Genomic DNA, 25154 nt, shown 5'->3' with positions numbered 1-25154 from the left:
GCGTACCATGATCTCGGTATGGGAGAGACTCAGCAACGCGCCTTGGTCCTCGGTGGGGGCATCATGGGCCTGTCGACGGCCTGGGCCCTGGAGCGCGCCGGCCACGCGGTGACGGTGGTCGATCAGGACGAGATCCCGAACCCGCGCGGCGCCTCGACCGACCATCACCGCCTGATCCGCCACGCCTATGGTGCGCAGCTTGGCTACATGCGCATGGTCGACGACGCCTTCGAAGCATGGAGCACGCTCTGGCAGGATCTCGGCGAGGCGCTGTTCGTGCCGACCGGCGTGCTCGCCATGGCCGATGCGGAGGGCGGATGGCTCGCCGAGAGCCGCGCGGCGCTGGCCGCGCAGAACCGGCCGCTGCGGGTGCTGGGCGCCCGCAACGTCGCGGCGCGCTACCCGATGCTGTGGGGCACCGGCATCGCGCGCGCCTTCCTGATGCAGGCGGGCGGGGTGCTGCTCGCCGAGCGCATCCTGATCGCGCTGCACCGGCACCTGCTGCACCGCGGCGTGCATTTCGTCACCGCCCGCGCGACGCGGGTGGACGCGACGCGGGCGACTCTGGCGCTCGATGACGGCACCAGCCTGCAGGCGGACCTGCTGGTCGTGGCCGCGGGACCCTGGGCGCCGCGCCTGCTCCCGGGCATCGCCTCCCGGGTGACGGCCTCGCGCCAGGTGGTGGTCTATCTCGACGCGCCCTACGAGCATCGCCTGGCCTGGGAAACCTCGCCGATGCTGCTCGACCTGTCCGAACAGGGCGGCTTCTACGCGGTGCCACCCGTCGCCGGCACGCCGCTCAAGATCGGCGACCACCGCTTCACCAATATCGGCGATGCCGAGGATGACCGGCACGCGACGGCCGCCGAGGCGGAGGCCATCCTGGATCTCGCGCATCGCCGCATCAAGGAGATCGGGCGCTACCGCGTACTGTCGGCGCGCGCGTGCTACTACGACGTGAGCGAGGGCGAGCGCTTCATCCTCGAGCCGATGGGCCCGCGTGCCTTCGTGATGAGCGGGTTTTCCGGCCATGGCTTCAAGTTCGGCCCGCTGCTCGGCATGGCGCTGGCGGCGGCGGCGGGCGACGCCACCCTGGCGCGCGCACTGCCCGAATGGGCTGCCGGCGAGACGGTGGCGCCGGACGGCCTGCTGTTCGAGCGCGCGCGCGACACGGTCTAGCCGGCGCCGGACCGACAAACGGGGCACGAACCCCGGGCTGCTTTTTGGGAGCGAGCGCGATGCGCACCACCGCCGCGGAAGACGTGATTTTCGGCCTGACGCGGATGGGCGACACCGAGGCGTCGGGCCTCTCCGCCGATGACGTCGCCCAGGTGGTGAATGAAGCCGCGCGCTTCTGCCGCGACCAGATCCTGCCCGGCGCCCAGGCCGCGGATCGGGAAGGCGCGCGTTACGCCAATGGCACCGTCACCACGGCGCGCAGCTATCCCGGCGTCTACCGGCAATGGATGGAGGGCGGCTGGCAGGGCCTATCGGCGCCCGAGGAATTCGGCGGCCAGGCGCTGCCGGGCAGCCTCTGGGTCGCGATGATGGAGTTCGCCCTTGCCGCCGACGCCTCCTTCGCGCTCGGCCCGCTGCTGACCGCCGGCGCGATCGAGTGCCTCGACCACTATGGCAGCCCAGAGCAGAAGGCGCGGCTGCTGCCGCACATGGTGTCCGGCGAATGGACCGGGGCGATGTGCCTGACCGAGCCGCAATCGGGCTCCGACCTAGGCACGCTGCGCACCCGCGCGGAGCCGCTGGGCGAGGGCCGCTACGCGCTGCACGGCCAGAAGATCTACATCACCTGGGGCGACCACGACTGCACCGGGAACATCGTCTACCTGGTCCTCGCGCGCCTGCCCGATGCGCCGCCGGGTTCGCGCGGCATCTCGCTGTTCGTGGCCACCAAGATGCTGGCGGATGGCACCCGCAACGCGCTGCGCTGCGGCGGGATCGAGCACAAGATGGGCATCCATGCGTCGCCCACCTGCACGATGCTGTTCGAGGGCGCCGAGGCCGAACTGGTCGGCACCCCGCATCGAGGCCTCAACGCGATGTTCGCCATGATGAACAATGCCCGCCTGGCCATCGCCGTGCAGGGCGTTGCACATGGCGCGCGCGCGCTGGAGCTCGCCGAGGCCTATGCCGCCGAGCGCGAGCAGGGTGGCCGCAAGATCGAGGCCTATCCCGACGTTGCCCGCATGCTGATGGAGATGCGCGCCTCGACGCTGGCCGCACGGCTGATCGCGCTGGAGACGGCGGCGGCTGGGGACCGCTTCCGCCGCACCGGCGATGCGGAGGCGGAGCTGCGCCTCGCGCTGCTGACCCCCATCGCCAAGGCCTGGTGCACCGAACGCGGCGTGGAAAACGCCTCTACCGGTGTCCAGGTGCATGGCGGCATGGGCTATTGCGAGGATGCCGGCGCGGCGCAGGTGCTGCGCGACGCGCGCATCGCGCCGATCTACGAGGGCACCAACGGCATCCAGGCGATCGACCTGGTCGCGCGAAAACTCGGCCGCGACCAGGGTGCCGCGATGCGCGCGCTGATCGCCGAGGCGCGCGAGGCCGCCCCGGCGATTGGCACGACGCTCGACGGTTTCGAGGCTGCGACCGCGCTGATCGTGGCAGCCGAACCCGAGGCGGCGCAGTCTGTCTCGTTCGCCTATCTGGATGCGGCGGGTTGGGTCCTGGGTGCCTGGCTGCTGGCGCGCGCGGCCCAACTCGATGCGCGCTACGCGGAAACCGAGCATTTTTTCCGCCAACGGATGCTGCCGCGTGCCGTGGCGCGCATCGCCGAAATCAACGCCGTTCTGGGAAGATCCGGGGAATGACTCCCCGCCAGTGCCAACAGATAAGAACAAATGGATGGGGTCTGGGGAAATTCTTTTCCCCAGCCTTCTCCCCAAATGTTTCAGATCGACGCTTGCCATTCCCCCGCGAAGTCGTATCTCCGCTCATGCTCCGGTCAGGTTTGCACAAGTTTTGAGATCGGACTCGATAAGGGACCAGCTTACCGGATGAACATCCAAGCGCCCGCGATCCATCGCCCCCGCTCTCGCGTCGCGGTGATCGGTGCCGGGCCGGGCGGCCTTGCCGCCGCGATGCAGTTGGCCGCGGCCGGCGCCCGCGTGACCCTCTACGAGAAGGACAGTGTCGTCGGCGGCCGCACCCGCGTGCTGACCACGCCGGAGGGCTACCGCTTCGACCTCGGCCCGACCTTCTTCCTGTATCCGCGCATCCTCGCGGAGATCTTCGAAGCCTGCGGCACGCGGCTGGAGGACGAGATCGAGCTGATCCGCCTCGACCCGCTCTACCGCCTGATCTTCGAGGGCGAGCCGCGCGTCACCATCGACGCCACCGCCGACATGACGCGCATGGCCGCGGAGATCGGCAAGCTCTGCCCGCATGATGCGCGCAACCTCGGCCGCTTCATGGCCGAGAACCGCGCCAAGCTCGAAAAATTTCGCCCCGTGCTGGAACGCGCCTTCCACTCCAAGGCGGATCTGCTGGGCATCGACATGCTCAAGGCGCTGCGCCTCATGCGCCCCTATCGCAGCGTGGATGCCGATCTGGGCGCGCATTTCAACGACCCGCGCGTGCGCCTCGCCTTCAGCTTCCAGACCAAATACCTGGGCATGAGCCCGTTCCGCTGCCCCTCGCTCTTCACCATCCTGAGCTTCCTTGAATACGAGCACGGCGTGTTCCACCCGCGCGGCGGCTGCGGCGAGGTCTCGGTCGCGATGGCACGCGTGGCGGAGCGGCTGGGTGTGGAGATCAAGCTCTCGACGCCCATCGATTCCATCGCCTTCGAAGGCCGGCGCGCGGTGGGTGTGGAGATCGGCGGCACGCGTCACGCCGCGGATGCGGTCGTGATCAACGGCGACTTCGCCCATGCCGTGCCGAAGCTGATCCCCAACGCGGTGCGCCGCCACTGGACCGACAAGCGCATCGCCAAGGCGCGCTATTCCTGCTCGACCTTCATGCTCTACCTCGGCGTCGAGGGCACCTTCCCGCAGCTCGCGCACCACTCGATTCTGCTCTCCGAGGACTACAAGCGGAACATCGCCGAGATCGAGGGCGGCATCATCCCCGACCAGCCCTCCGTCTATGTGCAGAACCCGGTGGTCACGGATGCGACCATGGCGCCCCCTGGGCATTCCGCGATCTACGTGCTGGTGCCGGTGCCAAACCTGCGCCACGGCGCCGATTGGTCGGCCGAGGCGCCGCGTTACCGCGCGCTGGCCATCAGCCGGCTGAAGGCGCTGGGCATCCCGGACATCGAGCAGCGCATCCGCTACGAGCACAATGTCACGCCGCAGATGTGGCTGGATGACTATGCAATCGGGTATGGCGCGACCTTCAACCTCTCGCATGATCTGCGGCAGATGCTGTGCTTCCGCCCCGGCAACCGGTTCGCCGATGCCGAAGGTGTGTACCTGGTGGGCGGCGGCACCCACCCTGGCAGCGGGTTGCCGGTGATCTATGAGGGTGCCCGGATCACGGCCGGCCTGGTCGGCCAGGATCTGGGCTTGGGCGTCACGTCACCGGCGCTCGCGGGCTAAAGGGAGTGGTATGATGAGCAAGGTCGTCGTCATCGGCGGAGGGCTGGGCGGCCTGTCCGCCGCCGCGGTCGCGCAGGCGCGCGGGCACCAGGTCACGCTGTTCGACAAGAACCCCTGGCTCGGCGGCAAGGCCGCCGTGCTGAGCCTGCCGGCCCCCGATGGCAGCGGCAAATTCCGCTTCGATATGGGCCCCACCATCCTGACCGTACCGCGCGTGCTGCGCCGCATCTATGCCGAGGCTGGGCGCGACCAGGCGCAGGACCTGCCGCTCATTCGCCTCGACCCGCAATGGCGCTGCTTCTTTGAGGATGGCAGCCAGATCGATCTGATGGCAAATGTCGAGACCATGGCGCGGAGCATGGATGAATTCGCCCCCGGCCAGGGCATGGGCGACGGCTACAAATCCTTCCAGAAGATCTCCCAGGACCTGCACGCGATCTCCGAGCGCTTCTACTTCTGGAAATCCGTCGAGGGCGTGCGCGACACGATGGACCTCAAGGCGAATTTCTCGCTCGCCGTGCTGAAGGACCTGCTCAAGCTGCGCATGGGCAAGACGGTGGCCAAGCTCATCCGCGGCAATGTGCCCGATGCTCGCCTGGCGCAGATGCTCGACCATTTCTGCCAGTATGTCGGCTCCAACCCCTATATGGCGCCGGCCGTGATCGCCGGCATCGGCGACATGCAGGCGGCCGAGGGCGTCTGGTACCCCGAGGGCGGCACGCGCGCGGTGGCCGAAGGGCTGGCGAAGCTCGCCGGTGATCTCGGCGCCGATCTGCGGACAGATTCCGATGTCAGCGGCATCGAGGTCGTGGGCGGCGCGGTGAAAAGCGTCACCGTGAACGGCGAGCGTTTCCCCTGCGACGCTGTCATCTCCAACATGGACGCGATCCGCACCTATACCGAGCTCGTGAAGGGCAATGAGGGCGAGAGCTACGCGAAGAAGGGCTTCCAGCCGGCTTGCTCCGGCGTGGTGCTCTATCTCGGCCTGAACAAGCGCTACGACCACCTCGGCCACCATGACTTCGTCTTCTCGCGCGACGCCGAAGAAGAATTCGACGCCATCTACCGCCGCGGCGTCCCGGCACCCGACCCCACCGCCTATCTCGCCGCACCCTCCGGCACCGACCCCTCCGTCGCACCCGACGGCGGCGAGGCGCTGTACGTGCTGGTCCACACGCCGCACCTGCGCCCTGAGCACGACTGGTCGAAGATGTTTCCCCCCTATCGCCAGACCATCCTCGACAAGCTCAAGCGCACCGCGGGGCTCGAAGACATCGAGGAGCGCATCGTCGTGGAACGTGCGCTCACGCCCGTCGACATCCATGAGCGTTACCGCGTGCTGGAAGGCGCGATCTACGGCCTCGCCTCGCACGGCGCCTATTTTGGCGCCTTCAAGCCCGGCAACCGCGCGCGCAACATCCGTGGCCTGTATCTCGCCGGCGGCGCCGCCCACCCCGGCCCAGGCATGCCGATGGTGATGATGTCCGGCTGGATCGCGGCCGATTCGATGGACCGCGACGCCGGCGGCAAGGGAATGGGTGACGCCGCCGAACTCGCCGGCCGGCGCGAGGCGATGCTGCCCCAAGCCGCGGAATAATGGTGGAGGCGTCACCCGTCGCGCAGCGATCGGCGTGGCGGATGGCGTTCTTCCACGCCGCCTTCCGCCATAGCTTCCGCGACAGCATGGGCGCCCTGCGCGTGCCGCACTGGGGCCTGCCACCGGCGCCACTGCCCGCCGCACCCATCGTCATCATGGTGAACCACCCCTCCTGGTGGGACGGGATGGGCCCGATGCTGATCGTGCAATCCCTGCTCGATGGCCGGCACGTCTACACGCCCATGGATGCCGCCGCCTTCGAACGCTACGGCTTCATGAAGCGCCTGGGCGTCTTCGGCGTGGATGGAGAAAGCGCGCGCGGCGCCGTCTCCTTCCTGCGCACCGCGCGCGAGGTGCTGAAAAACCCCGGCCACCTGCTCTGGATCCACGCCGCCGGGCGCTTCCATGATGTGCGCGAACGCCCGGTGCCGCTCACTCCCGGCATCATCCGCCTGGCCGAGGTCGCGCCGCAGGCCATCTTCCTCCCACTCGCCCTCGAATACGTCTTCTGGGACGAAAAGCGTCCCGAGGCGCTCGCCGCCTTCGGCCCGCCCATCGCCGGCGAGGCCCTCGCGGCCATGCCCCGCGACGAACGCGCCACTCATTTGCGATCGGCACTCGAATCCACGATGGACAGGCTGGCGGCATCGGCCATCACGCGCGATGCTCTGGCGTTCAAGACTGTCATCCGGGGAAAAGAAGGCATGGGGGGAATCTATCAACTGTGGCGCCGCGCGCGTGCGGCGCTCCGCGGCGAACGCTTCGACGCAAGGCACATGGCCGAAGGCGGCAAGTCGTGACCCTGCTCGAGATCGTACTGCTTCTCACCGTCATTCCCGCCTCGATGGCGGCGGTCAACCTGGCTCTGCTTCGCGTGCCGCACGGCGCCATCCCCGCCGGTGCGAAACTCTCCATCCTCATCCCCGCACGCGACGAGGAAGCCAATATCCGCGCCTGCGTCGAATCCGCCCTCATGCAGTCCGGCATCGCGCTCGAAGTCATCGTCATGGATGACGGCTCCCGCGACGCCACCGCCGCGATCGTGCGCGAGATCGCCGCGCGCGACCCGCGCCTGCGCCTCGAACAGGCCCCGCCGCTGCCCAAGGACTGGGCCGGCAAGGTGCACGCCTGCGCGCGCCTGGCCGAGTGCGCGACCGGCACGCACCTGCTCTTCCTTGACGCCGATGTCCGCCTCGAAGCCGGTGCCGCGGCCGCCATGCTCGGCCACGCGGCACGCACCAACTGCGCCATGGTCTCGGGCGTGCCGCGCCAGGTGATCGGCTCGCTCGGCGAGGCGCTCACCGTGCCCATCATCAACCTGCTGCTCGCCGGCTACCTGCCCGCCATGGGCCGCGCCTTCACCCGCATGCCCGGCATGGCCGCCGGCTGCGGCCAGCTCCAACTCGTTGAACACGCCGCCTACACCCGCATCGGCGGCCACGAATCCCTCAAGACGTCCATGCATGACGGGCTCAAGCTCGCCCGAGCCCTCCGCCGCGCCGGCGAACGCACCGAACTCGTCCAGGGCGCCCATCTCGCACGCTGCCGCATGTACGAAGGCTTCGCCGCCAGCTGGAACGGCTTCCTCAAGAACGCCTGCGAAGGCATGGCCACCCCCATCGGACTGCCCATCTGGACCGCCCTCCTCGCCGGCGGATTCATCGCCCCCTTTCTCCTCCTCCCCGACACCGCCCTCGCAGCCGCCCTGGCGCTGGGCGTGCGCGCCGCCATCACCCGCCAGACGCGCGAACCCTGGTGGACCATCCCCCTGCTGCCCTTCGCCGTCCTCACCGCCCTCGCCATCCAATGGACCGCCCTCACCCGCGCGGTGCGAGGAGGACAGACCTCCTGGAAAGGACGCGCCTATGGGCAGGCGTGAAGGCAAGGCGGGGGCCTCCGCCCCCTCGACCCCCGCCAGGGATCGCGCCGATCCCCGGGCCCCTGCGTGTGTTGGTCCTGGGTTTGGAAGGTGGGCTCTGGACTTTTATCTGGGCCTTTCATCGGGAGAGGGTGGCCGGCACGCGCTCACCAGTTGGGCGCGCACCTCAGGCCACCCTCTCCCGATGAAAGGCATTCCGGACAACGCCCCAGAACCACCCTCCCAAAGCCAAGAACCAACAGATGGAGGTCCAGGATCGACACGATCCTGGAGGGCTTCGACGTATACGTCGAAGGGGGCAGAGCCCCTGGCCTTCCTTCACCCGTGACCCCATCGCGCGACCATACCCAGGAGAACTTCCCCGTCGCGTCGCGGCTGATCGCGCCTGCGTTGCGGCCGAAGGTGATGGGGTTTTATCGGTTCGTGCGCACGGCGGATGATGTGGCGGATGATCCGGCGTTGGGCTCGGCGGAGAAGTTGGCGCGGCTGGATGGGTTGGAGGCGGCGCTGCTGGATGTCGGGGCGTCGGAGCCGGCGGCGGTGGGTCTGCATGCGTCGGGGGCTGGGGTTGGCGAGGCTCGGGTGATGCTGGGGGCCTTCCGGCAGGATGCGGTGCAGGCGCGGTATGCCGATTGGGATGCGCTGATGGCGTATTGCGCGGTGTCGGCGGCTCCGGTGGGTCGGTTCTTGTTGCGGCTGCATGGTGAGGATGCGGGGCTGTATCCGGCGACGGATGCGTTGTGCGCGGCGTTGCAGGTGTTGAACCACGTGCAGGATTGTGCAGGGGACCGGGCGGCGCTGGGGCGGGTTTATTTGCCGTCTCCGTGGATTGGGGATGAGGCGGCGTTTTTCGCGCCCGAGGCTGTGGCGCTGCGGCGCCCGGTTCTGGATGCGTTGCTGGACGGCGTCGAGGGTCTGCTGGACCAGGCGGCCGGGTTTCCGGAGCGGCTGCGCTCGCGGCGCCTGGCGATGGAGAGCCGGGTGACGATCGCGCTGGCGCGGCGGCTGTTGGCGGAGCTGCGGGCGGCAGACCCGGTGGTCGGGCGGGTTGCGCCGGGCAAGGTCGATTTTGCGCGTGCCTTCCTGCGCGCACCGCTGCGCGGGCCGAGCGATGCGGCGCTGGTGCTCGCGCGCGTCGGGCGGGCGGGGAGTTCCTTTGCGCGCGGCATGGCGGCGCTGCGCGGCGAGCGGCGGCGCGCGCTGTACGCGGTCTATGCCTTCTGCCGCGCAGTGGATGACATCGCCGATGCGGAGATGCCGGAGGGCGAGAAGCGGCTTTTCCTGTCACGCTGGCGCGCCAAGCTGGTGGCGCCGGATTGCGCGTTGTCGCGCGAGCTCGCCTGGGCGCGAAGAGGGTATACGCTGCCGGTCGCGGAATGCGAGGCGATGATCGCCGGCATGGAGGCCGATGCCGCGCCGCGCGTGCGCGTGGCGGACCAGGCGGGGCTGGACCTCTATTGCCGTCAGGTCGCCGGCAGCGTGGGCGCGATGGCGGTGCGGATTTTCGGCGCGCCAGGGGCGGAGGCGTTCGGCCTCGCGCTGGGGCGCACGCTGCAGCTGGTGAACATACTGCGCGACGTGGACGAGGATGCGCAGCGCGACCGCGTCTACATCCCGCTCGACCTGCTGGCGGCGGAGGGTGTCGCCGACGGGCCCGCGCTCGCGATGATCGCGCAGCCGGGATTCTCGCGCGCCTGCGCGGCTCTGGCAGTGCAGGCGCGCGAGGGGTTCGCCGCGGCCGAACGCGCGCTCGCAGCCGGGGATGCGGCGCCGCTGCTGCCGGCGCGGGTGATGATGTGGGGGTATCGGCGGCTGCTCGATCGCCTGCTCGCGCGCGGCTTCGTGCCGCCGCGGCTGCGCCCCCGGCTGCGCACGGCGGAGAAGCTGCGCATGGCGCTGGCGGCCGCGCGGCTCGCGCCGGTCTAGAGCATGATCGCCGCAGGTGGAATCGCGGGAGGCGTGAATCATGCTCTCCAACCAAGGCGCTGGAGCTTTTGACGTGAGCGCTTTCGAAGCGAAAAAGCTCTAGCGGGTGGCGGGATCGGTGCATGTGGTGGGCGCCGGCGTCGCCGGCCTCGTCGCCGCGCTGCGGCTGGCGCGCGCGGGCCAGGCGGTGACGCTGCACGAGGCCTCGCCCGAAGCCGGCGGCCGCTGCCGCGCGCTGCCCGATGGCACCGACAACGGCACCCATGCGCTGACCGGCGCGAACCGGACGGCGCTGGGCTTCCTGCGCGAGATCGGCGCCGCGGACGGGTGGGTGGAGCCTGAGCCGGGCGCGCTGCCGGTGTTCGACCTGGCCGATGGCAGCGCGCGGCGCGTCGCGCTGGCACCGCTCGGATGGCTTGGTGCGGCGGCGCGGCCCGCGGGGATGTCGCTGGGTGCGCTCTGGGCGCTTTCGACGGGGCGCGGCAGCGTCGCGCAGGCGCTGCACGCGCATCCGATGTTCCTGCGCGGCTTTGTCGAGCCACTCACCGTTGCCGCGCTCAACACACCGGTCGAGGAGGCCTCCGCGCCGCTGCTGCGCCGGGTGCTGGCGCGGCTGCTTGCACCCGGCGCGGCGCGGGTGCTGGTGGCGCGAAAGGGGCTTGGGCCGGACCTGATCGCGCCCGCGCTCGCGGCGCTGCGCCTGGCCGGGGTGCCGCTGCGCTTTGGGGCGCGGCTGCGCGGCATCGTGGTGAATTCCAGCCGTGTGGTGGCGCTGGAGATCGGCGCCCATCGGGTGGCACTCGGCCCCGGCGACGCGGCGGTGCTGGCGCTGCCGGCGTGGGAGGCGGCGCGGATCATTCCTGGCCTCGCGGTGCCCGCGGCGCACGCGCCCATCCTCAACATCCATTATGCGCGCGTGGGGGCTGGGCCGGTGCGCTTCTTCGGCCTGCTCGGCGGCCTCGCGCAGTGGGTCCTGGTGCGCCCCTCGGGCGTGAGCGTGACCGTCAGCGCCGCGGACGCCGCCATCGGCGAGGAGGCGGAGGCGCTCGGCGCGCGCGTCTGGCCGGAGCTGCGGCGGGCCGCGCTGGGCCTTGGGCTCGCGGGCGATTGGCCGGACGCGCCGCCGGCCTTCCGCGTCGTGAAGGAACGTCGCGCGACGCCGCGGCATGGCGTGGTGGGCAACCCCGTGCCGCTACGGATGCCCTTCGCCAACCTCGCCTTGGCCGGCGACTGGACCTGGCCCGGCCTGCCGGCGACGATCGAGGCGGCGGTGCTCTCCGGCCGCGCGGCCGCGGCGGCACTCGCGTGAGCCCCGCCGCAGCCCTGGCTGCGCTCCGTGCCGAGCCGGGAATCCCGGATCTCGCGGCGCGCCGCGCCATGCTCCACCGGCTGGACAAGGTCATGATCCGCCGGGCCGAGGAGATCGCCGCCGCGCTCGACGCCGATTACGGTGGCCGCTCGCGCATCGAGACCATGCTCGCCGACATCATCCTGGTGGCCGATTGCGCACGCCATGCGCGCCGGAACCTCGCACGCTGGGCGCGGCCGCGGCGCCACTCGGTACCCTTCCCGTTCCAGCCCGCCGGCGCACGGGTCGAGTGCGTGCCCATGGGCGTCATCGGCATCATGGCGCCGTGGAACTACCCCTTCCAGCTCGCGCTGCTGCCGGCCATCGACGCCCTGGCCGCCGGCAACCGCGTGGTGATCAAGCCCTCCGAGCTGCTGCCACGCAGCGCGGCGCTGATTGCGGAGATCCTCGCCGAGGCGCCCGGTCCCGGCTTCGCCCGCGTGGTGCAGGGCGGCCCGGACGTCGCCGCGGATTTCGCGGCCCAGCCCTGGGACCACCTGGTCTTCACCGGCGGCACCGCGACCGGCCGGCGCGTGATGCGCGCGGCGGCGGAGACCCTCACGCCGCTGACGCTGGAACTCGGCGGCAAGTGCCCCGCCCTGGTGCTGCCGGGTGCCGACCTCGCGCGCGCGGCGCGGGAGATCCTGGTGGGCAAGGCGATCAATGCGGGCCAGACCTGCATCGCGCCCGACACCGTGCTGCTGGTCGGCCATGGTCGCGCGGACTTCACCGCCGCCTGCCGCGCGACCGGAATCGCCCTGCCCGAGACGGCGCTGGCGAGCGACGCGCAGGCGGCCCGCATGGCGCGCTTCGCCGAGGGCGCCTGTCTCACGCCATTGGGCGCGGACCGCTCGCCACGGCATCGCGCCATCGCGCTCGCCGAGGCGCCGGACGACCACCCACTGCTCCACGAGGAGGTGTTCGGCCCGATCCTGCCGGTGGTCGAGACCGCGGATTTGCCCGCAGCACTTGCCTGGATCGCTGCCCGGCCTTCGCCGCTCGCCATCTACAGCTTCGGTGCGACACGTGCCGAGGAAAACACGATCGCGGTTGGCACGCGGTCGGGCGCGATCATCGCCGGGCGCTGCGTGGAACAGGCCGCGATCCCGGGCCTCCCCTTCGGCGGCCTCGGGCAATCCGGCTTCGGGCGCTACCGCGGGGAGGCCGGGTTCAGGGCATTTTCGAACCAGCGCGTGCGGATGTGGCGGGGTACCTGGTCACTCTCGCGGCTGTTCGATGAACCTCGCGGGACATGGGCGGAGAAGATTATTTCCCGGTTGCTCGGCCACTGAAACAGGTGTGTTCTGCACCCAATGGTTGCAGATAATCATGACCGTCTCCAAATAGATACGCTTCGCGTACGTATACGCATGGCGCGGGAGGACGATGCGCGGGCGCTCGCATCCATGATGAGCGCGCGGATCAGCGCCCGGCTCGCGACCTGGCCCGAGCTGATGACCCCGTCCATGGCGCGGAACCGCCTGGCACGCGACCTGGCGGACGCGCAGCGGATCGCGCCCATGGTGATGGAGCTGCGCGAGGATGGCGCCGTCTGTGGCTGGATGAGCGTCACCCGTCTGCCGGAGCATCCGGCCTGCGGCATCCTCACCTATTGGCTGGGAGAGGCGCACCAGGGGCGCGGCCTGATGCGCGAGGCGGCGCCGCAGGCGGTGCGGCATCTGTTTGAGAAGCTCGGCCTCGAGCGGCTGCGCGCGGCGGTGCAGATGGACAACGCCGCCTCCATCGGCGTGTTGCACGCGGCGGGCATGCGCCCTCTCGGCCCTGGCCGCATCTGGTGCAGCGCGCGCGGACAGGAGGAAACCTGCCTGTGGTTCGAAATCGACCGCGCCATGGCGCTTGGCGAGGCCGTCGGGATTGGGCATAGCGAAGCGGCGGGCGAAAGCCCGGATGCTGTCGCAAGCGAGCACTGGGCGGGCGTGCCGGAACGGTAGACGGAAGGGACTTAAAATCCCTCGGCCCTTGGGCCATGCGGGTTCGAGTCCCGCCGCCCGTATCCACCCGTGGTTAAGCGCTAAAGCGGCTTTACCGGGCGACGGGCGCCCAACCGGTTCGCCTCGGGGGGCGAGTTCATCCCGGCGGTGCGGCCAGTGTCACGCCCTGCTCGGCATAGAAGCGCGCCGCGCCCGGATGGAAGGCCAGGATGGCGTTGGCGGGCGCATTGGCTGCGCGGGTGCCGATCGCGCTCGGGTGGATCGCCACGCGCGGGTCCTCGGCGGAGAGCGCGGCGCGGGTCAATGCATACGCCACCGGCTCGGGCATCGCCCAGTTGCCGACGACGAAATTCCACGCCGAGAATGTCAGCACGGGGGCGGACTGGCCGCGATAGGTGCCGGGCGCGACGGTCGACTCCGCCATGTAGGGCAGCCGCCGGCGCGCCTCGGCGAGCTCCGCCGGGGTGAGGCCGAAGATCACCGCCTCGCTGCGATCGGCGACCATGGTCAGCGCCGGGATTGGTACCGCCGCACCTTGCCAGAGCGCGTCGATCTCGCCGCGCAGCAGCGCCTCGGCCAGCGCGGCGGGGTCGCCGCTCACCACGACGGGCTCGATGCCGGCAACCGCGGCGGCGACGCGGAAGAACCCCTCGGCGGGGCCGCGGGCGGGGCCGGCGCCGACGCGCTTGCCGGCTAGGTCGCGGATGGTGCGCAGGCCTGAGGCTGCGGGGGCGGCGACCATGAAGGCGGTCTCATACATCGGGAACAGCGCGCGGATGGCGACGTGGCGGTGGCCGCCGGCATTGGGCGCGCCTTCCAGCGCGTCCCAGACGGAGCCGAGGAAGGCGGTGCCGATGGCGTTGGCGTCAGATTCGACGGCGCCGAGGTTCTGCAGCGACCCCGCACTCTGCTTCACCTCCGTGGTTATGCCGGTGCGGGCGAGGTGGCGCGCGAGGCCCTCGCCATAGGGGAGGAAGGCGCTGCCGGGACCGGCGGTCCAGAGCGCGATCGCGGCCTGGGCCTGGGCGAGGCCCGGGGTGAGCGCGGCCAAGGCCATCAGATTGCGACGCCGCATCGGCCGTCCTCCATCGTTGCAGTGATCATGGCGCCGGACCGAGGACACTCAGCCCCCTCGCCACGGCTGCGTTGGGCAAATCCCCGTCGAGCGAGGCGAGCGGAAGTCGGCGGCGCTGGGCGAGCTCAAGGTAGGCCGCATCATGGACGGAGAGGTTGAACCGCTCCGCGAGCGGCGCGGTGGCGGTCCAGTCGGCGGTTTCGAGATCGAGCACCACCGGAAGCTCCCGCAGGAAACCCGTCAGCTGCGCGCGTTTGGACGCGTCGAGCCGGCGCTGGCGCTCGGCTATGAGGAGTCCATTGAGCGCTTCGAGAGGCCAGAGCAGCGGGGCCCTCGCGCCGATCTGGGTCAGGCGGTCCAGCAGTTTCGTCACGGCTGGCGTCTGTTCATCCTCGAAGCACCAGGCGTGCGCGACGGAGTTGTCGAGCACGAAGCTCACGACCGTCCTTCGTTGACGAGGTTCTTGATCGCGATGCCGCCGAGCGTGGTGCCGCGGCTGGCCTGCCGCAGGCCATCGGCGGCGCGGCGGGCCTTGTCGCGATAGAATGTCGGTCCAACCGGGACGAGCTTCGCCACGGCGACGCCGCGGCGGGTGATGATGACCTCAACACCGCGCTCGACCTCGGATACGAGGGCGCTGAGACGGTTTTGCGCATCGAAAATCGGGACGTTCATGACGGTAGTCTAGCTGGCCAGATAGCCAGATCGCCAGTATGTCGCGAGAGGTGTCGTCTCGAGCAGCCTGGGGAGGCGGCGAGCATGCTCCGCCGCACTCATCCCCGTGCCGCGAAATCGATGCGCGGATCGACCAGCGTGTAGCAGAAATCCCCCAGGATCTGCATCACCAGCCCGAGCAACGTGAAGATGTACAGCGTCGCGAACATCACCGGGTAATCCCGCCGGATCGCCGCCTCGAACCCCAGCAGCCCCAGCCCGTCGAGCGAGAACACGATCTCCACCAACAGCGCGCCGGTGAACAGGATGCCGATGAAGGCCGAGGGAAACCCCGCAATGATCAGCAGCATCGCATTGCGGAACACATGGCCGTAGAGCACGCGGTTCTCGCCAGCACCCTTGGCGCGCGCGGTGACCACGTATTGCTTGCCGACCTCGTCCATGAAGCTGTTCTTGGTCAGCATGGTCAGCCCGGCGAAGCCGCCGATCACCAGCGCGAGCGTCGGCAGCGCCATGTGCCAGGCGTAGTCCGCAGCGCGCTGCCAGAAGGGCCAATCCGCGCTGCCCTGCGAGGTCAGCCCGCGCAGGGGAAAGATCTGCAGGAAGCTCCCCCCCGCGAAGAACACCACCAGCAGGATGGCGAAGAGGAATCCCGGGATCGCATAGCCCACCAGCACGATCCCCGAACTCGCGACATCGAAGCGCGAGCCGTCGCGCACCGCCTTGCGGATGCCCAGCGGGATGGAGACCAAGTAGATAATCAGCGTCGACCACAGGCCGAGCGAGATGGAGACCGGCATCTTCTCCGCCAGCAGCGTGACCACCGGCCGGTCCTGGAACAGCGACCGCCCGAAATCGAAGGTGAGGTAGCCGCGCAGCATCTCGAAGAAGCGCACATGCGCCGGCTTGTCGAAGCCGAAGGCGCGCTCGATCTCGGCGACCACGGCGGGGTCGAGGCCCCTCGCGCCGCGATAGCTTCCGGTCGGCGCATCGCCGGTGCCGCCGCCCTGCTGGCGCGGCTGCTGCCGCACTTCGCCACCACCCTCGCCGGTGAGGCGCCCGAGCGTATTCCCCTGGCCCTTCAGCTCCGCGAGCATCTGCTCCACCGGGCCGCCAGGGGCGAACTGGATGACGGCGAAGTTGATCAGGATGATGCCGAACAGCGTCGGGATGACCAGCAGCAGGCGGCGGAACAGGTAGGCGGCCAAGGCGGCGTCCTTTTGCTAGCGCCGACCGAACATCTTCTCGAACGCGGCTTTGTCGAGTTTCAGCCAGGTCGGCCGCCCATGGCTACAGGTGTTCGCGCGTGGCGTCGCCTCCATCTGGCGCAGCAGCGCGTCCATCTCGGCCGGCGCCAGGCGGCGCCCGGCGCGGATTGAGCCGTGGCAGGCGAGCCGCGCGATGGCGGCATCCAGGCGCCGCTCGAGCGCCATGGCGGAGTCCCATTCCGCCAGCTCCTCGGCCAGGTCGCGCAGCAGTGGTGCGGGCTCCGGCGCACCCAGCAGGGCGGGCATGGCGCGGACCAGCACCGCGCCGGCGCCAAAGCCTTCGATCTCAAGCCCCAACCCCGCGAGCATCGGCGCGGCCTCGACCAGCCGCGCGGCATCCGCCTGGGGCAATTCGACCACGGCGGGGATGAGCAAGGGCTGCGTGCGCACGCTGCCCTCGCGGCGCTGGGCGCCGAGCGCCTCCTGCGTCAGCCGCTCATGCGCGGCGTGCTGATCGACGAGGATCAGCGCGCCGTCGGGCGCCTCGGCGACGATGTAGGTCTCCATCAGCTGTGCGATGGCGCGGCCGAGCGGGTGGCCAAGCTCCGGCGCTTCCCAGGCCGGGGCGAGGGCCGGCGGCGGCATCGGCATCCCCAGACGCGGCTGCGCCCAGGACGCGGCTTGCGGCTGCGCCCAGGACGCGGCTTGGGGCTGCGCCCAGGCCTCGGCGCGGCCCGCCGACCAGGGCGCGGAGCGCGGCCCGCCGCCGGCGTAGGCGAGCTGCGTCTCGGCGAGGCCCGCGACCATCGCCGGCACCGCAGCCTCACCACCCGCACCTTGCGCCAGCGCGCGGCGCACGGCTGAGATCAGCGCGCCGCGCACCCCATCGGGGCGGAGGAAGCGCAGCTCGGTCTTCATCGGGTGGACGTTCACATCCACCGCTTCGGGCGGCAGGGTCAGGAAGATCGCGCCCACGGGGTGGCGGCCATAGGCGATCACGTCGCGGAAGGCGACGCGCAGCGCCACGCGCAACAACGGGTCGCGCACCGGGCGCCGGTTCACCACCAGGTGCTGCTCGGCCGCCGTTGCCCGGGTGTGGGAGGGCAGGGCGACGAAGCCCTCGATGTCCAACCCGTCCTGCACGCCCTCCACCGGCACCGCGGCGGCGGCGAAATCCGGGCCCAGCAGGTCGCGCAGCCGCTGGGCGCGGTCAGCGGCCGGCAGCGTCAGGGTGGCGCGGCCATCGACCTCGAGGCTGAACGCCACCTCCGGCCAGCCCATCGCGAGGCGCTTGACCGCATCCGTCACCGCCTCGGCCTCGGCGCGGGGGGATTTGAGGAACTTGCGTCGCGCGGGGGTAGCGAAGAACAGGTCGCGCACCTCAACCCGCGTGCCCGGCGCGCCTGCGGCCGGCGCCACTGCGCCGACATGGCCACCCTCGACGGTGATGGCATGCGCCGGCGCACCGGGCAGGCGGGAGGTGATGGCGAGCCGCGCGACGGCGCCGATCGAGGGCAGCGCCTCGCCCCGGAAGCCGAGCGTGGCGATGCGAAACAGCAGCCCCTCCTCCGCAAGCTTGGAGGTGGCGTGGCGCTCGATGCACAGCGCGAGGTCGTCCACGCCCATGCCGGCGCCGTCATCCTCGACCAGGATGCGGTCGATGCCGCCGCCCTCGATCGCGATGCGCAGGCGGGTCGCGCCGGCGTCGAGCGCGTTCTCGACCAGCTCCTTCACGGCCGCGGCGGGGCGTTCGACGACCTCGCCGGCGGCGATGCGGTTGGCGGTGGTCTCGGGGAGGCGGCGAATCCGCATGGGTCGCACCCTACCGCACCGGGGCTGCCGCCGCGAGGATCGCGAGGTTCAGCCCGGCGCGGCCCGGTCGCCCGTCAGGCCTGCAGGGCCTCGATCGCCGCCAGCATCGCCGCGGTGGCCGGGTGGGTCGGCGGGGCGCCGCCCTCCAGCGCCGCCAGGATCGGGCCGGCGAGCTGTTTGCCGAGCTCCACCCCCCATTGGTCGAAGGCGTTGATGCCCCACAGCGCGCCGAGGCAGGCGACCTTGTGCTCGTACAGCGCGATGAGCGCGCCAAGGCTCGCCGGGTCCAGGCGCGGCAGCAGCAGCGTCACCGAGGGCCGGTCGCCGGGAAACACCCGGTGCGGCACCAGCGCGGCAATCTGCGCCGCGTCGCGGCCCGCCGCGCGCATCTCGGCCGCGACGGAAGGGGCGTCGCGCCCCTGCAGCAGCGCCTCGGCCTGAGCGAGACCATTGGCCAGCAGGATGCGGTGGCTCGCCGCTTCGGCGTGGTCGGGATTGGCCACCAGGATGAATTCCGCCGGGATCACCCGCGTGCCCTGGTGCAGCATCTGGATGAAGCTGTGTTGTGCGTTGGTGCCGGGCTCGCCGAACACCACGCCGCCGGTCGCGTGCGACACCAGCGCGCCACCGAGGCCGACGCGCTTGCCCAGGCTCTCCATCTCCAGCTGTTGCAGATGCGCCGGCAGGCGGCACAACCGCTCGTCATAGGGCAGCACCGCGCGCGAGGTGGTGCCCATGGCGTTGCCGTTCCACAGGTCGACGAAGGCCAGCAGCAGCGGCAGGTTCTCGGCCGAGGGCGCGTGGAGGAAATGCGCGTCCATCGCCCGCGCGCCGCCGAGCAGCGCCTCGAACCTCTCCCACCCCAGGCCGAGCGCGAGTGACAGCCCGATCGCGGACCACAGCGAGAAGCGCCCGCCCACCCAGTTCTCGAATCCGAAGACCCTCGCGGGCGGGATGCCGAATTCGGCGGTGCCGGGCGCGTTGGTCGACAGTGCCGCGAGGTGCGCGGAGACCTGCGCCTCGCCCAGCGCGGCCGCCAGCCAGCCGCGCACCAGCCGCGCATTGGCCATCGTCTCCTGCGTGGTGAAGGTCTTGCTCGCGATCAGCACCAGCGTGCGCGCCGGATCGAGGTTCTGGCGCAGCGCCGCCCAGGCGTGCGCATCGACATTGGCCAGGTAATGCACGCGCGGGAGGTCGCCGGGGCCCACCAGCGCCCGCGCCACCATCGCCGGCCCGAGGTCGGAGCCACCGATGCCGATGTTCAGCACGTCGGTGAAGCGCTCGCCGGTGGCACCGAGGATCGCGCCCTCGCGCACCCCGGTCGCGAAGTCGCGCATGCGCGCCAGCGTCTCGGCGACCTGGGCGGTCTCGGCCGAACCGCCTACGCCCGGCGTGCCGCGCAGCGCCATGTGCAGCACGGCGCGGCCCTCGGTGGCATTGATCGCCTCGCCGCGCGCCATGGCGTCGCGCCGCGCCAGCACGCCGGTCGCCTCGGCCAGGCCATGCAGCGCGGCGAGGGCGGTGTCGTCCAGGCTGGTGCGCGAGAGGTCCACCGTCAGCCCCGCCGCGCGGAAGGTGAAGCGGGTCGCGCGGGCGGGATCCTCGGCGAAGCGCGCGCGGATCGCACCCGCATGCGGGCGGGCGGCGGCGGCCATGACGGCGGCCAAGGCAGTGTCGGTGCTCATGGGGGCGAACATCCCTGGCGATGGTGGCGGGCTGATGGCGGGGCTGGCAGTCTGGCGGCATGATAACGCGCCGCGCCCTCATCGTTGCACCCCTCGTCGCCGGCGCCGTCCCGCGTGCCGCCCTGGCGCAGCGCCTGGCGGCGGTCGCGGCCGACAGCCCGGACGGCGAGGCCCTGGTCGCGCGGCTGCGGGTCGGCGGGCTGGTGCTGTTCTTCCGCCACGCCGATACCGGCGGCGAGAATTGCGACCGCAGCTTCGTCATCGGCGACCGGGCCGGGCAGCGCAACATCTCGCCCGCGGGGCGCGCGCAATCGGCGGCGATCGGCGCGCGGATCGCCGCCCTCGGCATCCCGGTAGAGGAGCCGATCCTCGCCGGCCCCGTGTTCCGCGCGCGCGACACCGCCGAACAAGCCTTCGGCGCCGCGCGCGTGGTTGTCACCGACAGCCTGCTGGCCGACGACTATGCCGGCGGGCGCCTCGCCTGGGTGCTGGCCGAGCATCGGCGGCTGTTCGGCGAAGTCCCGCCCGCCGGGCGCAACCGGGTGCTGGTGGGCCACCGCACGCCGGCGATCCAGGTGGTGGGCGATGCGGTCGCCCGCCGCGCCTTTCCCGAAGGCGCGGCGCTGGTGCTGGCGCCGACCGGCGGGGCGTTCAGCCTGCTCGGCATCATCGAATTCGTCCCCGCGCCCACGGGCGGTTTCCACGGCTGCGGCTAGCCCCGCGCGGCCTTGCCGCTGCGCGCGCCGCCGCCTAGCCTTGCCGAAAGAAAAACGGAGGATACGCATGCAACGAAGGCTGTTGCTGGCGGGCCTGGGCGCCTCACTGGCGTGCCCGGCTATCGTCCAGGCCCAGGGCGAATGGCCCGGGACGCGCCCCGTCCGCATCATCCAGCCGAGCCAGGCGGGCAGCCCGGCCGACGTCTATGCCCGGCTCTACGCCGAGCATTTCTCCCGCGCCACCGGCGGCACCTTCGTGGTGGAAAACCGCGTCGGCGGCACCGGCACCATCGGCACCCAGGCCGTGCTCCAGGCGCCGCCCGATGGCTGGACGCTGCTGTTCACCTCCAACACCTCCCATGTCGCCGCCCCCCTCGTCCTGCGGAACATCCCCTATGACCCCGTGCGCGACTTCGTGGCGATCGCCGGCCTGTACCACTACGGCATGATGCTGATCGTGAACCCGGCGATCCCAGCGCGCAGCACCGCCGAGTTCATCGCCTGGGGCAAGTCGCGCCGCCAGGGCGTGAACATGGCCTCCGTCGGCCTGGGCAGCGTCGGCCACATGACGGCGGAGCGCTTCTACCTGCGCGCCGGCTTCCAGCGCGTCCACATCCCCTACCGGGGCGGGCCATCGGCGATCCTCGCGCTGAGCCAGGGCGAGTGCGACTACATCTTCGACAATATCGGCAATTCCGGCGCCTTCATGCGCGAGGGGCGGCTGCGCGGCCTCTCGCTCACCGGCCGCAACCGCGCGCCTCAGATGCCCGAAATCCCGACGCTGCTCGAGGAAGGCATGCCCGACTTCACCCAGGATGTCTGGTTCGGCGTCTGGGGTCCGGCCGCCATGCCGCGCGCGATCGTCGAGCGGGTGAACGCGGAGTCGAATCGCTGGCTCAACACGCCCGAGATCCGCGCGCGCATGGCGCAATCCGCGCACGAGAATCTCGAAGGGCCGCCGCGGGCAATGCACGACTACTGGATGGAGGATCGGCGCCTCTGGACCGAGATCGTGCGCGAGGTCGGCACCGCGCTGGAATAGGCGGTTGGACAAGTTCACCGCGCTGACCGTCTTCGCCCGCGTGGTCGAGCATGGCGGCTTCACCGCGGCTGCGAGCCGCCTCGGCCTCTCGCCATCCGCTGTCACCAAGACCATCGCGCGGCTGGAGGACCAGCTCGCGACGCAGCTCTTCACCCGCACCACGCGGCGCCTGCGCATCACCGATGACGGCCAGGATTTCTACGAACGCTGCATCCGCGTTCTCGCCGAGCTGGAGGAGGCGGAGAGCATCCTCAAGCAGGGCAGCGTCGTCGCGCGCGGCCGGCTGCGCGCCGTCGTGCCGCTGAGCTTCGGGCGCGTCACCCTCGCCCCCGAGCTGCCCGCGTTTTTCGCGCTGCACCCGGAGGTGAGCCTCGACCTGCATTTCTCCGACGGCCAGGTGGACCTCATCGCAGAGGGATTCGACGTCGCGGTGCGCACCGGCAATTTCTCCGACTCGCGCCTGACCACGCGCCTGCTCACGCGCGGCCCGCAGGTGACGGTGGCCGCGCCCGCCTACCTCGCCCGGCACGGCGAGCCCGCGGTGCCGCAGGATTTGCGCGAGCACAATTGCATCATCAGCCGCTTCGGGCCCGAGTGGAGCTTTGTGGACGCAGAGGGCCGCCCGCTCACCCTGCGCGTGCGCGGCAATGCGGTGATCAACAGCGGCGACGCGCTGCGCGAGACGGCGGTGGCCGGAACCGGCATCGCACAGGGCACGTGGTGGCTGTACCGCAAGGACCTCGAGCGCGGCGACCTCCGTCCGATCCTGGAGGGGTTCGCGGCGGAAGGTGCGCCGGTGTCGGTGCTGTATCCGCAGCAGCGACACATGGCGCCGAAGCTGCGGGCCTTCATCGATTTCCTGGTGCAGATCACCCGAGCAGGGTGACGAAAAAGCTGGGAGGAGGGAATTCCTCCCAGACCCACCTTCTTTTCATTTTATCCCTGGGTGCTGACCGCCCCGCCAGCACCAAAAACCCAAAAATGAAAGAATGGGGCCTGGGGAGATTCTTTTCCCCAGCCTTGCCTGTGCGCCACCGGGCATGTCCTTAATCGCATCGCGCGCCGTAGAAAAATCTAATTCACGATCATCCTACGTTTTTAATTGAATTCCACATCTAATCGCCCAAAATGCTGAAGCCGCACCAGGGGATTTCGGCCCATGGCTTTCACCACGATGTCCGTCCGTTCCGCCTTGCAGGGCTGTTGTCGCGCCGGCTGACCGCGCCACGCCTACCCGGACAATCCCTTTCGCATCGAGACCGCACCCATGATCCAGTCACGCCCCATTTCCGCGGGCGGCCACCTGATCGGCGTCGCCGCTCAGACGGACCGCGAATGGCACCTCATCGCCATCGACCCCCGCATCGAGGATTTGCACGGCAGCCGCTATGCCGATGCCCAGGCGGCCGAGCGCATGGCCCGGCGGGTCTATGCCCGCGAGACGGCCACCGTGGCCAACGCATGGTCGGCGCGATGAACGCGCTGGCCGGCATCGAACCCCGCGGCGCGATCGCGCTGCCGCCCATGCTCGCCGCCATCGCGGAGGAGGCGGCGCTGCGTGACCGCGACGCGCGCTTCCCCACCGCCGCGATGGCGCGGCTGCATCGCGCCGGGGTGCTGGCGCTGACGGTCCCGATTGGGCTCGGCGGCGGCAGCGCGGGGCTCGCGATCGCAGCGGGTGCCGTGCGCCAGGTGGGGCAAGCCTGCCCGGCGACGGCGCTGATCCTCGCGATGCAGCTCGGCAAGCACGCGGCCCTCGCTCGCGACGAGGCGGTGCCCGCGGCGCTGCGCGAGCGCATCGGGGCCGAGGCGGTGAGCGAGGGCGCGCTGATCAACGCGCTGCGGGTCGAGCCCGAACTCGGCTCGCCCACGCGCGGCGGCCTGCCTGCCACCACGGCCTGGCGGACGGAGGGCGGCTGGAGGCTGAGCGGTCACAAGCGCTACGTCACGGGATCCACCGGGCTGCGCTGGATGGATGTGCTGGCCCGCACCGACGAGGACCCGCCGCGCCTGGGGCGCTTCTTCGTCACCGCGGAGACGCGCGGCATCACCATCCGCGAGACGTGGAATCACCTGGGCCTGCGCGCCTCGGGCAGCCATGACGTGATCTTCAAGGATGTGTTCATCCCCGACGACCAGGCGGTTGGCCTCGCGCCCGCCCCGCTGTTCCGCGGCAACGATGCGGAGCAGGCGATCTGGAACGCGCTGCTGATCGGCGCCGTCTATAGCGGCGTCGCGCATGCCGCGCGGCGCTGGATCATCGGGTTCCTGCGCACGCGCAAGCCCACCGGCCTGGGCGCGCCGCTCGCCACGCTCGACGGCGTGCAGGAGAAGGTGGGTGCCATCGAGGGCCTGCTTTCGGTCAATGCCCGCGTGACGGAGGCCATGGCGGCCGCGACGGATGCCGGTCGCACGCCGGCGGCGAGCGAAGCCGCCCTCGCGAAGGTGACGCTGGCCGAGAACGCCATCCGCGCCGTGGAGATCGCCGTTTCGCTCGCCGGCAACCACGGCCATGACCGCGCGCATCCGCTGGAGCGGCATTGGCGGGACGTGCAATGCGCCCGCGTGCACGTGCCCAACGAAGATTCCGCCCGCCGCCTCGCCGGACGCCAGGCGCTGCAGCAGGAGGGCGTCCCATGACCGGCTTCGCGCTCCGCACCAGCCTCGCCACCGCCGGCCTTCTCATCCTTCTCGCCACGCTGGGTCTCGTCCGATGAACCTTCCCCGCCGCACCTTGCTCGCCGGCTTCCTTGCCGCCCCCGCGATTGCGCGTGGCGAGGATGCCTTCCCCACGCGCCCGATCCGCTACCTCTGCCCCTTCCCACCGGGGGCGACGAACGACAACGTCTCCCGCACCATGGCGCGCGCGCTGCAGCCGCGTCTGGGCCAGCCGGTGGTGGTGGAGAACCGCGCCGGCGCCGGCGGCGCCATCGGCGCCCGCGCGGTGGCCGAGAGCCGGGCCGATGGGCACACGCTGCTCAACGCCTCGGCCGGCAACCTCACCATCGCGCCGCATCTGGGGCCGGTCGGCTACGACCCGCTGCGCGCCTTCGCGCCGGTGGCGATGGTGGGCGAAGCCTATAGCCTCATCGCCGTGCATCCGGACCTTCCGGTGCGTAGCCTCGACGACCTGATCGGCTTCGCGCAGCGCAATCCGGGCGTGCTGAACTACGCCTCGGCCGGGATCGGCTCCGCCGGGCATCTCCGCGGCGCCCTGCTCGCCGAGGAGGCGGGCGCGGAGATGGTGCACGTGCCCTTCCCCGGCAGCGCGGGCGCGGTGAACAGCGTCATCGCCGGCGACAGCCACATCATCATCGACCCGATCGCGGCGCCGCACGTGCTCTCCGGCCGGCTGCGCGCCATCGCCACCATCGGCGAGGTGCGCTGGCCGGCCTTCGCCGACGTGCCCGCCACGGAGGAACGTGGCGTCGGCCGCGGCTGGCCCTCGGGCGGCTGGTTCGCGCTGTTCGCGCCGGCCCAGACGCCCGCGCCCATCGTCGCCACACTCAACCGCGCGTTCAACGACGCGCTGCTGGAACCCGAGGTGGACCTCGCACTGCGGCGCTTCGGCCTGCGCCCGGAAGCGCTCTCGCCCGACGCGCTCGGCGCGCGCCTGGCCGCTGACCACGCCGCTTCGGGGGCCGCCATCCGTCGCCTCCGCATCGCCTGAAGGGAGA

22 protein-coding genes and 1 tRNA gene are annotated in these 25154 nt (G+C 71.0%); 17 read left to right on the top strand and 6 right to left on the bottom strand.

The features are described from left to right. Window positions 1-42: 42 nt before the first annotated feature. The 11 genes from GXW79_RS04510 to GXW79_RS04460 all read left to right on the top strand — a co-directional run bounded on the left by GXW79_RS04510 (window position 43) and on the right by GXW79_RS04460 (window position 13326). Window positions 43-1179 (top strand): FAD-dependent oxidoreductase, encoded by a 1137-nt coding sequence (locus GXW79_RS04510; protein WP_211873150.1) that lies wholly within the window; start codon window positions 43-45, stop codon window positions 1177-1179. A 59-nt stretch (window positions 1180-1238) separates the two neighbouring features. After that, window positions 1239-2831, top strand: a complete 1593-nt coding sequence (locus GXW79_RS04505; protein ID WP_211873149.1) for an acyl-CoA dehydrogenase family protein — start codon at window positions 1239-1241, stop codon at window positions 2829-2831. 186 nt (window positions 2832-3017) lie between these two features. Beyond that, on the top strand, window positions 3018-4562 hold the full coding sequence (gene crtI / locus GXW79_RS04500) for a phytoene desaturase family protein (RefSeq protein WP_211873148.1): 1545 nt from the start codon (window positions 3018-3020) through the stop codon (window positions 4560-4562). 13 nt (window positions 4563-4575) lie between these two features. Beyond that, a complete protein-coding gene (locus GXW79_RS04495; RefSeq protein WP_408901539.1) occupies window positions 4576-6159 on the top strand; it encodes a phytoene desaturase family protein in 1584 nt (527 codons plus the stop codon). A gap of 41 nt (window positions 6160-6200) precedes the next feature. Next, window positions 6201-6959 carry a lysophospholipid acyltransferase family protein gene (locus GXW79_RS04490; RefSeq protein WP_211873146.1) on the top strand — a complete coding sequence of 253 codons (759 nt, stop codon included), beginning with the start codon at window positions 6201-6203 and terminating at the stop codon, window positions 6957-6959. Then, window positions 6956-8038 carry a glycosyltransferase gene (locus GXW79_RS04485; RefSeq protein ID WP_367614804.1) on the top strand — a complete coding sequence of 361 codons (1083 nt, stop codon included), beginning with the start codon at window positions 6956-6958 and terminating at the stop codon, window positions 8036-8038. Before GXW79_RS04490 ends, GXW79_RS04485 begins: the two co-directional genes overlap by 4 nt. A 324-nt stretch (window positions 8039-8362) precedes the next feature. Further along, the gene (locus GXW79_RS04480) at window positions 8363-9964 is read left to right on the top strand and encodes a squalene/phytoene synthase family protein (RefSeq protein ID WP_211873145.1); all 1602 of its coding nucleotides are present in this window, start codon (window positions 8363-8365) and stop codon (window positions 9962-9964) included. 106 nt (window positions 9965-10070) lie between these two features. Next, the gene (locus GXW79_RS04475; RefSeq protein WP_211873144.1) at window positions 10071-11273 is read left to right on the top strand and encodes a hydroxysqualene dehydroxylase; all 1203 of its coding nucleotides are present in this window, start codon (window positions 10071-10073) and stop codon (window positions 11271-11273) included. Then, window positions 11270-12604 carry an aldehyde dehydrogenase family protein gene (locus GXW79_RS04470; RefSeq protein WP_211873143.1) on the top strand — a complete coding sequence of 445 codons (1335 nt, stop codon included), beginning with the start codon at window positions 11270-11272 and terminating at the stop codon, window positions 12602-12604. The genes GXW79_RS04475 and GXW79_RS04470 overlap by 4 nt, the downstream gene beginning before the upstream one ends. A gap of 21 nt (window positions 12605-12625) precedes the next feature. Further along, the gene (locus GXW79_RS04465) at window positions 12626-13264 is read left to right on the top strand and encodes a GNAT family N-acetyltransferase (RefSeq protein ID WP_281414668.1); all 639 of its coding nucleotides are present in this window, start codon (window positions 12626-12628) and stop codon (window positions 13262-13264) included. Continuing rightward, window positions 13244-13326 (top strand) — tRNA-Leu (locus tag GXW79_RS04460). Before GXW79_RS04465 ends, GXW79_RS04460 begins: the two co-directional genes overlap by 21 nt. Window positions 13327-13400: 74 nt before the next feature. Here GXW79_RS04460 and GXW79_RS04455 read toward each other — a convergent pair. The 6 genes from GXW79_RS04455 to pgi form a co-directional block, all read right to left on the bottom strand. Continuing rightward, complete coding sequence (locus GXW79_RS04455; protein ID WP_211873141.1) at window positions 13401-14339, bottom strand: TAXI family TRAP transporter solute-binding subunit; 939 nt, start codon at window positions 14337-14339, stop codon at window positions 13401-13403. Between the two features lie 25 nt (window positions 14340-14364). Then, window positions 14365-14778, bottom strand: a complete 414-nt coding sequence (locus GXW79_RS04450; RefSeq protein WP_211873140.1) for a type II toxin-antitoxin system VapC family toxin — start codon at window positions 14776-14778, stop codon at window positions 14365-14367. Further along, a complete protein-coding gene (locus GXW79_RS04445) occupies window positions 14775-15014 on the bottom strand; it encodes a type II toxin-antitoxin system Phd/YefM family antitoxin (protein WP_211873139.1) in 240 nt (79 codons plus the stop codon). The genes GXW79_RS04450 and GXW79_RS04445 overlap by 4 nt, the downstream gene beginning before the upstream one ends. A gap of 98 nt (window positions 15015-15112) precedes the next feature. Beyond that, entirely contained in the window at window positions 15113-16222 is a 1110-nt protein-coding gene (locus GXW79_RS04440; RefSeq protein WP_211873138.1) for a microcin C ABC transporter permease YejB, read from the bottom strand. Between the two features lie 15 nt (window positions 16223-16237). Continuing rightward, a complete protein-coding gene (mutL, locus tag GXW79_RS04435) occupies window positions 16238-18034 on the bottom strand; it encodes a DNA mismatch repair endonuclease MutL (protein WP_211873137.1) in 1797 nt (598 codons plus the stop codon). 74 nt (window positions 18035-18108) lie between these two features. Next, a complete protein-coding gene (gene pgi, locus GXW79_RS04430; RefSeq protein WP_211873136.1) occupies window positions 18109-19719 on the bottom strand; it encodes a glucose-6-phosphate isomerase in 1611 nt (536 codons plus the stop codon). A gap of 59 nt (window positions 19720-19778) precedes the next feature. Between pgi and GXW79_RS04425 the strand changes: the two genes are divergently transcribed. The 6 genes from GXW79_RS04425 to GXW79_RS04400 all read left to right on the top strand — a co-directional run bounded on the left by GXW79_RS04425 (window position 19779) and on the right by GXW79_RS04400 (window position 25147). After that, window positions 19779-20435, top strand: coding sequence for a histidine phosphatase family protein (locus tag GXW79_RS04425; RefSeq protein WP_211873135.1), 657 nt, complete (start codon window positions 19779-19781; stop codon window positions 20433-20435). A 67-nt stretch (window positions 20436-20502) separates the two neighbouring features. Next, on the top strand, window positions 20503-21477 hold the full coding sequence (locus GXW79_RS04420; RefSeq protein ID WP_211873134.1) for a Bug family tripartite tricarboxylate transporter substrate binding protein: 975 nt from the start codon (window positions 20503-20505) through the stop codon (window positions 21475-21477). Window positions 21478-21481: 4 nt separating this feature from the next. Then, window positions 21482-22363, top strand: a complete 882-nt coding sequence (locus GXW79_RS04415; protein ID WP_211873133.1) for a LysR family transcriptional regulator — start codon at window positions 21482-21484, stop codon at window positions 22361-22363. Between the two features lie 381 nt (window positions 22364-22744). Next, window positions 22745-22954, top strand: coding sequence for a hypothetical protein (locus tag GXW79_RS04410; RefSeq protein WP_211873132.1), 210 nt, complete (start codon window positions 22745-22747; stop codon window positions 22952-22954). Next, on the top strand, window positions 22951-24117 hold the full coding sequence (locus tag GXW79_RS04405; RefSeq protein ID WP_211873131.1) for an acyl-CoA dehydrogenase family protein: 1167 nt from the start codon (window positions 22951-22953) through the stop codon (window positions 24115-24117). Before GXW79_RS04410 ends, GXW79_RS04405 begins: the two co-directional genes overlap by 4 nt. Window positions 24118-24190: 73 nt before the next feature. Beyond that, complete coding sequence (locus tag GXW79_RS04400; protein ID WP_211873130.1) at window positions 24191-25147, top strand: Bug family tripartite tricarboxylate transporter substrate binding protein; 957 nt, start codon at window positions 24191-24193, stop codon at window positions 25145-25147. Window positions 25148-25154: the final 7 nt, after the last annotated feature.

It is taken from the genome of Plastoroseomonas arctica (assembly GCF_018128965.1).
Classification (GTDB): domain Bacteria; phylum Pseudomonadota; class Alphaproteobacteria; order Acetobacterales; family Acetobacteraceae; genus Plastoroseomonas; species Plastoroseomonas arctica.
Note: the sequence above shows the minus strand (reverse complement) of the source record. Positions and strands in the feature narration are given on the sequence as shown.